Source organism: Limnochordia bacterium, from assembly GCA_023230925.1.
In the GTDB taxonomy this organism is placed as follows: Bacteria; Bacillota; Limnochordia; order DUMW01; family DUMW01; genus JALNWK01.
In genome coordinates this window covers 20,886-27,617 of the sequence record JALNWK010000040.1, presented here as the reverse complement: position 1 = coordinate 27,617, position 6,732 = coordinate 20,886, and the positions used below count along the sequence as shown (strand labels likewise).

Annotated in this window: 5 protein-coding genes; 3 read left to right on the top strand and 2 right to left on the bottom strand. The window is 47.9% G+C overall.

Annotated features, from left to right (window positions below; all coding sequences use genetic code 11):
* Positions 1-308: 308 nt before the first annotated feature.
* Positions 309-1,121, bottom strand: a complete 813-nt coding sequence (locus M0Q40_09450) for an MBL fold metallo-hydrolase (protein MCK9222825.1) — start codon at positions 1,119-1,121, stop codon at positions 309-311.
* A 197-nt stretch (positions 1,122-1,318) separates the two neighbouring features.
* Between M0Q40_09450 and M0Q40_09445 the strand changes: the two genes are divergently transcribed.
* The 3 genes from M0Q40_09445 to fetB all read left to right on the top strand — a co-directional run bounded on the left by M0Q40_09445 (position 1,319) and on the right by fetB (position 3,545).
* On the top strand, positions 1,319-2,044 hold the full coding sequence (locus M0Q40_09445; GenBank protein MCK9222824.1) for an HAD family hydrolase: 726 nt from the start codon (positions 1,319-1,321) through the stop codon (positions 2,042-2,044).
* A 67-nt stretch (positions 2,045-2,111) separates the two neighbouring features.
* Entirely contained in the window at positions 2,112-2,744 is a 633-nt protein-coding gene (locus tag M0Q40_09440) for an ATP-binding cassette domain-containing protein (protein MCK9222823.1), read from the top strand.
* A gap of 12 nt (positions 2,745-2,756) precedes the next feature.
* Positions 2,757-3,545: an iron export ABC transporter permease subunit FetB gene (fetB, locus tag M0Q40_09435; protein ID MCK9222822.1), complete on the top strand. Its 789-nt coding sequence runs from the start codon at positions 2,757-2,759 to the stop codon at positions 3,543-3,545.
* A gap of 339 nt (positions 3,546-3,884) precedes the next feature.
* On the opposite strand, the gene M0Q40_09430 is transcribed toward fetB, so the two are convergent.
* On the bottom strand, positions 3,885-6,698 hold the full coding sequence (locus M0Q40_09430) for a DUF4185 domain-containing protein (protein MCK9222821.1): 2,814 nt from the start codon (positions 6,696-6,698) through the stop codon (positions 3,885-3,887).
* Positions 6,699-6,732: the final 34 nt, after the last annotated feature.

The following is a 6,732-nucleotide window of genomic DNA, read 5'->3' as shown; positions in this document are numbered from 1 at the left end:
GAACAGGATAAATATGTGAACATCACAGCGTCTTCCGAACTCATAAAAAGCCTGGCAGTTGAGCTAGGATTACCGATTACCAATTATTTTCTCAACGACTCACAAATAAAGAAAATGTTAAACTACAGCCTTTAGGGTTTAACACCATGTTTTCCCTTTTACTCCTAAAGTCAGGTATCATATTGCCCAGAAAAGTCAAGGGTTTCCAAAGCCATTTGCTGTTTTTAAGTAAGGAGTTTTCCAACAGCTTATGCGGTTAAGCTGTTGGAAGTTGGTGCTATCAGTGACACAATATTCCGAACAACGACCTACCCTTGCACATCCAGTTTCATGCCATCATAGGCCACCAGAAAGCCTTGCGGGTTTAGCCGTTCCTCAAATTGTCCATGGAGTAACCCACCATTATGGGAGAAATGAGTGGCCACAAACACGGAGTTGCCGGTGGCCATACCCTCTTCGAGCATCCGCCTTCTCACTTCCAGGATGTTCGGGATTCCCATATGTCCGGTGCTTGGGTATTTCCCGGTAGTACAATCAAGCAGGGCCACATCAATGGTCTTGTCTTTTAAGAAAGACCAAACCGGCTCACTGTAATAGCCGCTATCATGTCCATAGAACAAAGTGACACCCTTTCGTTGGAAAAGATACACAAAGGGTTGTCCGTGACTAGAGTGTTCGGCGGGAAGAGGGGTTACCACAGCATCTTCGATCGCGGTAGGTTCCCACAGGGTTAAGGGGTGAAAAACAACAGTTGAAGCCAGATTCCTTTCTTGTAGGATCTCCCCCACGGCTGGAGAACCGTAGACGTTGAGCACTGGTTGAGGAGACGAAGCTGCTATAAAGGGTTCCTTATGCATGCCCAGCTCCTGGGGGTAGAAATGATCTCCGTGGGTATGCGTAATTAGTAGGTGCTTAACTTGGGCCAAGGATCTTCTGGCTCTCACCGACTGCATGTAGGTGTCGGGCCCCAGATCGATCTTGAACTCCTCGTCGATGAGAATCGACGCGCGACTTCGCAGATCCTTGCCCCCATTAATCCAGGCTTGTTTACATAAAGAACACTGACAGTATACGCCGGGAATACCTTCAGCGGCTGCGGTACCAAGAAAAACGATTTTCACTGATTTCATCCTTTCGTGCTTGGTTGCTCACCTGTTTGACTTCGAGGGTTAGGTCAATCTCACTAGTCAGATTCTATGAATGGGTTTCACATCCCTTCTAAACATCGTTCAGAAAGGCCCAAGATCCCTTGAATTGGTAAGAGGAGTTCTTGTACAATAGAGCCAGCACAACGGCGTTGAATCTGGGGTGGATTAGAATGATTACTACAGTGATGTTTGACCTTGATGGGACCTTGGTACATTTTGAGTATGAAGATTTCATTAAGGCATATCTGGAGGCAGTTGCGGCCAAGGTCGCCCATCTGACTGAGCCTAGAGGGTTCGTGCAGCAACTGCTCCTATCTACTGATGAGATGATCCGTTCCTTGGATCCTACAAGGAGCAACAGTGAAGTCTTCTGGGACCATTTTCCAAAAGGGTTAGGCTTGCCCCTTGAGGAGATCCTTCCGGTGATTGATGGCTTCTACGAAAATGACTTTTCCCATATTTGCAGGGTATTGGAGATTACGCCCTTACCCCAGGCCCGTTCTATGCTGCAAACACTCATTGGTCAGGGCTATGACGTTGTTATTGCCACCAACCCGGTTTTCCCTTTGACTGCTATTAATGAACGCCTTAGATGGGGTAATATCTACGGTCTACCCTATCGTCTGGTTACGTCATACGAGGACTTCTCTTACTGTAAACCTAATAGGCAGTACTATGAGGAGATCCTGTGTAAGCTTAATCGCGAACCAGAGGAGTGTATCATGATCGGTAATAATACTTGTGAAGATCTGGTGGCTGGTGATCTTGGAATTACCACCTATCTTGTTGAGGACTGTCTCCTTGACGATGGCCCCTTCCGACGGGAACCGGATTTCCGAGGCAGTTTCTCTGATCTAGTCCGGTTCATCCAAAGTGAGAAGTTTGCAGGGCTGTAGGAGCACTAATTAGGTCACAGTGCATGGACAAAGAGACGGATCCTTTGCATAATGTGAGGAGACAGCAATGTTTTATTTAAGTGGGGTCAGGTACAAAGGAATACTAGACATTCAGGAATTGAGATTACAACCTCTTGCGACGACGTGTATCGTGGGGGAAAGCGGTAGCGGAAAGTCTACTCTGTTAAGGCTGCTGAACAACCTAATTTCACCCGATGAGGGGACCATCCTATTTAAGGGTACGGACATTTCGGCATACGATCCCATAAAGCTAAGACAGACTGTAACAATGTTACCCCAGACACCCTTGATGTTTCCGGGAGACATTAAGGATAACTTGCTTTTGGGGCTTAGCTACGCAGGGGGTAGGCTACCTTCAGATGATGTATTGCAGGGCTTGCTGGAACAGCTGCATCTTCATCTGACCATTGACGGACCGGTGGATAAACTCTCGGGAGGCGAGAAACAAAGGGTGGCCCTAGCCCGTCTTTTACTGATGGAGCCAGAGATACTACTCCTAGATGAGCCAACTTCGGCTCTAGACGAACAGACGGCGGGGAGCACCATGGGTTACGTCAAGGATCTTTGTGCCAAGAAGCAATGGACCTTGATTATGGTAACCCACTCGATGGAATTGGCCCGCAATGTGGCCGATGAGGTAGTTGTCATGGAGGCGGGCCGGATTAAGGAGATCTATTAGGAGATGTGATCGGTGCAAAACTCAATAATTGAAATAGGCATTCCCCGCTTGCTAAGTGCCTACGTTTTTGTAGCAATAGTAGCGTTCATCGTCAGAAGAAGGAAGCTGGACACTGAAAGAGAAATTATTATTGCTACCCTTCGGATGACAATTCAGTTGATCCTGGCAGGATATGTCTTAACATACATATTCGGGGCGCAGCATTATCTGGTAACACTGATTGCCTTCCTGGTGATGCAGATTTTCGCTGTAAACAACATTTTCCATCGGGTCAAGACCCCGATTAGTAGACCCCTCAAGTACAGAATAATACTATCCTTAAGTTTGGGTACCACTTTGGGTTTATCCTATTTCCTGTTTGTGGTGGTAAACATACATCCTTGGTACTTGCCCCAGTATTTCATTCCCATATCCGGTATGATTGTTGGTAACTCCATGACTGGCGCAGTTCTTGGTACAGAGCGGATGATTAGAGGTTTTCAGCAGCAAAGGGATTTGCTAGAGGCAGCCTTGATGCTTGGAGCAACTCCCTATGCGGCCTCTAAACACATCACCAATGAAGCTTTCTTGGCTGCCATTACCCCCACAGTAAATTCAATGATCGGTATGGGTATTGTTTCCCTGCCGGGGATGATGACTGGTCAGATTCTTTCGGGAACCCCTCCGCTTACTGCAATTAGATACCAGATTGCGATCATGTTGGTGATCCTAGGAAGCGTATCGCTTACCGTCTACCTGTTGATGTGGACAGGTTATAAGGTGTTTTTTAATGAACGGGCACAGCTGATTGATCCTGTCTAAATTAGGAAGATCTAGTGACTTTGCTAGAACGAGTGCAATCTAGAAGACCAGAAGTCCTTTCAGGGTTGAGCTCAAACAATCAAGCAGGCGCAGGACGAAAGGCGGGTGTCGTACCCACATTTCTGGCCGTAACTAAAACACCTTGTGATCCAGGCAACTTTATTTCATCGAGGGCGCGGGATCCGATGAGTTCTCGGTGTGGATGACCAAAGCCTTGGGGATCATATTGAGTGACTTGCATAGCACATAGATGATCACGGGGAGAGATGCTTTTCCCAGATGGAGATGTGCGGACTAGTTTGTAGTCCGCACATCTCAATGCATAGATCTATAGGAACCCTAGTTATCGAAGGTGACCTTTAGGTCCATACGCTGCAAAACAACCACGTAGGGATTCCAAGTGGATAGCAGGTAATAAACCCGGAGGATATCGTCTTTAACCTTCGTGAACTTCTCGATCATGTAGAATCCATAGCAGCCGCCATGGCGGTTTAATGGTTCAGGACCAATAACCGGACCGGCAAGGTCTGAAGGAGCTGATGGAGTATACAGATAGTTGTTGGCGGCTACGGCATGGTTGGGAATGGAGATTCGCTCACTCCAAGGGCCCCACGGTTCTTTGGCCCACCTGAGATCTCCACCGCCGTAGGCAAGAAGCCAGATTTGAAGCTCATTGCACCAGATAACGGAGAATTCCCCAAAGACCGGTTCCTTGACAACAGCTACCGCGTCCTTTTCTTGGTCAGCCCAGATTGGAATACCGTCTTGGTTCAGACCAGCATAGTACTTCATGGCACCCGGTTTTTCGATGTCTTGTGCGGAAATCACCCCAAGAAATAAGTCGCTCTTACGGTAATTCTCCCCACTTCCCCAAAACACAACCGGCTCTTGCATATCTTCTAGCCCCGGAATGGGTTTCGGGGCAACATGGGCATTTATTTCTACAAATCTACCACCTACAGGAGAAAACTCCCTAATGGGACGATACATCCTATGTTCTTCGTCGAGATGAACTAGTACACTCCGGCCAATACCATCCCGCCAGCTAGTTCTTACCAGCATGTATATCTTATCATTAAGACTAAACCCCCCCGTGGGTACTTCGAAACCACCCATACTAATGCCTGGGGGCTTCATACGCAAAGTATTACCCCACCTATCGGTGAAGACCTCCAGCTTCAAACCGCCCTCTGCCTCGGGGTCTTCGGTCCTGCTTTGAGCGGCAAAGGATTCGATGAAACCTTGGCTTCCGATGGTATCGCCAAAGAGGAAAATGAGTCGATCACCATGGGCGAATGACTGGCCGAGGTCTGTACCGCCTACAGCATAACGGGTAAAGGTCTGATTCAATGTCGGACGATAAAGATGCTTATCCCAATCCGCCATTACTTGCTCAAGCTTGATCACTGATCCAGGGACCACTTCAAGGCCTACCACTTCTGTACTACAGGGTTCTGTCCTTACCATCGCCGCTTCAACATAGAAGGAGCCGCCTTCGCCGGTAAAGAGAACCTCCTGTGGTTCACGCCAGACAATGAAGTCCTCACGTTCATTCAGACGAAAATGTCGGAGGGACTGGTCAATGTTATATAATTCCACTTGGTACGTCCACGGACCGGGTTCCAAGGGCAATAGGGGCGCGTGCCAGGCGTAGGTGAGGTGTCCTGTCTTCGCCCAGGTTCTGCGCCCCACTTCCTTACCTTGTAAATCCAGTTGATTTGGTACAAGTTCCACGGGCAGCGTAATACGTTTAGCAAAAGTGGGAATCTCCTTTCCACTAGGAGAGGTGAAAACCACTCTGGCGACGATGTTCTCCATTTCGGATGTGCTTAGTGAGGAATGAATCCATACCCGCACTAGACTGTCCCCTGCAGTAATTCTATCGGTCAGCTCATCTGTGTAATAGTCATAGGAATGGAGTTCAATCTGCATTCCGGACCACCTTCCCTGGGTATATAGGGTACCATCCTGTTGATCTACTAGCTGTGCTACAAGTTCTAGGTCTTTCAAGGCCCGGTCAAGTCGGGCAATCTCAAAGGGAATAGTCCTTCCATCATCAATATGGTCTAGATCCAGTGTGAGAATGGATTCGCCGCTGGTTGTCGCAAGCAGCAACCGCAGGTCATCTACCCGTTGATTACTCTGCAGCTTTATTTCACCTTGTACGGGAAACTGGGCGTCTTGAAATAGGCCAGACTCAGTAGAAACGCTAATACTCAATGAAACCTCAGGCCCGATAATCCACCATGGCACTCGAAGGACATCTTGGGTGTAACCCTCTTCAACGTATCTTAACAAACCGGTATATTCTCCAGGAGGAAGAGCCTTGTGGCCTAAATCTACAACGGCACTCTCCTGGGCCGGTAGAGTAAAGATCTCTTGTCCCGTATCCTCAAAAACGAGAACATAATTGCCCGGAAGAAATCCGGCGGTTCTAGTAATGCTAAACTGCAAAGGATCCTCGTTTACATAGACATCATAGCCAACCCTTCCCGCGGCTGTGATTACCCCAGCCTTCAATTGATTTAGGACCAATGCTGTTCCCAAACGTTCATAGCCTTCGGTTATATGCAGTTGAGTCATCTCGTAGGTGCTTTGCCCCTTGCTGCCGCATCTGCCGTATAGGGGATCGTAAACAACGGGAACATAGGCAAAACCTTCACACAGGATCGTACCGGAGGTAAGGTTCGTCAGGCGGACACTTACCTCACCGGTCTGACGTTTATAACCCATAACCGCGCTATACACGTTCTTTGGATCGGTAAACTTCCCTGTACTGTCGCTGTACAAGACGAAAGAACCCATTTCCCCAAGTAAACCGTCATCGGATACTAACTGAATCTCCCACCGGTCATAGAACCAACTCTTCTGTGCCAGTACAGCCCGCAGACTAAGTAAGTAGTTGTTACTATCCCTTTGTGTAGTAAGTCCCACTAGGTCAATCGTGTCTCCTACTTTACCGTTAGATTTAGCGATATTAAGAGTACTTTTGACCAGTACATCGCCATGTATGGCGTCAGTGAGCATGTGGAAAGCCCCATTGTCCTCACTAACGTATATGAGAGAGTCTAGATCCTCTGATGCTACTGTACTTGGTACTAACAGTGTGCAAAGTAGAGCAACTACGATCAATCCATAGGCCGGCTTTTCCATGCTTCGTCCTCCTATCGGCGAGAATTTCCGTGAT

Bases quoted from the DNA above. Each gene is read 5' to 3' on its own strand.
- M0Q40_09430 (MCK9222821.1), bottom strand. From the start codon at position 6,698: ATGGAAAAGCCGGCCTATGGATTGATCGTAGTTGCTCTACTTTGCACA.
- M0Q40_09440 (MCK9222823.1), top strand. From the start codon at position 2,112: ATGTTTTATTTAAGTGGGGTCAGGTACAAAGGAATACTAGACATTCAG.
- M0Q40_09445 (MCK9222824.1), top strand. From the start codon at position 1,319: ATGATTACTACAGTGATGTTTGACCTTGATGGGACCTTGGTACATTTT.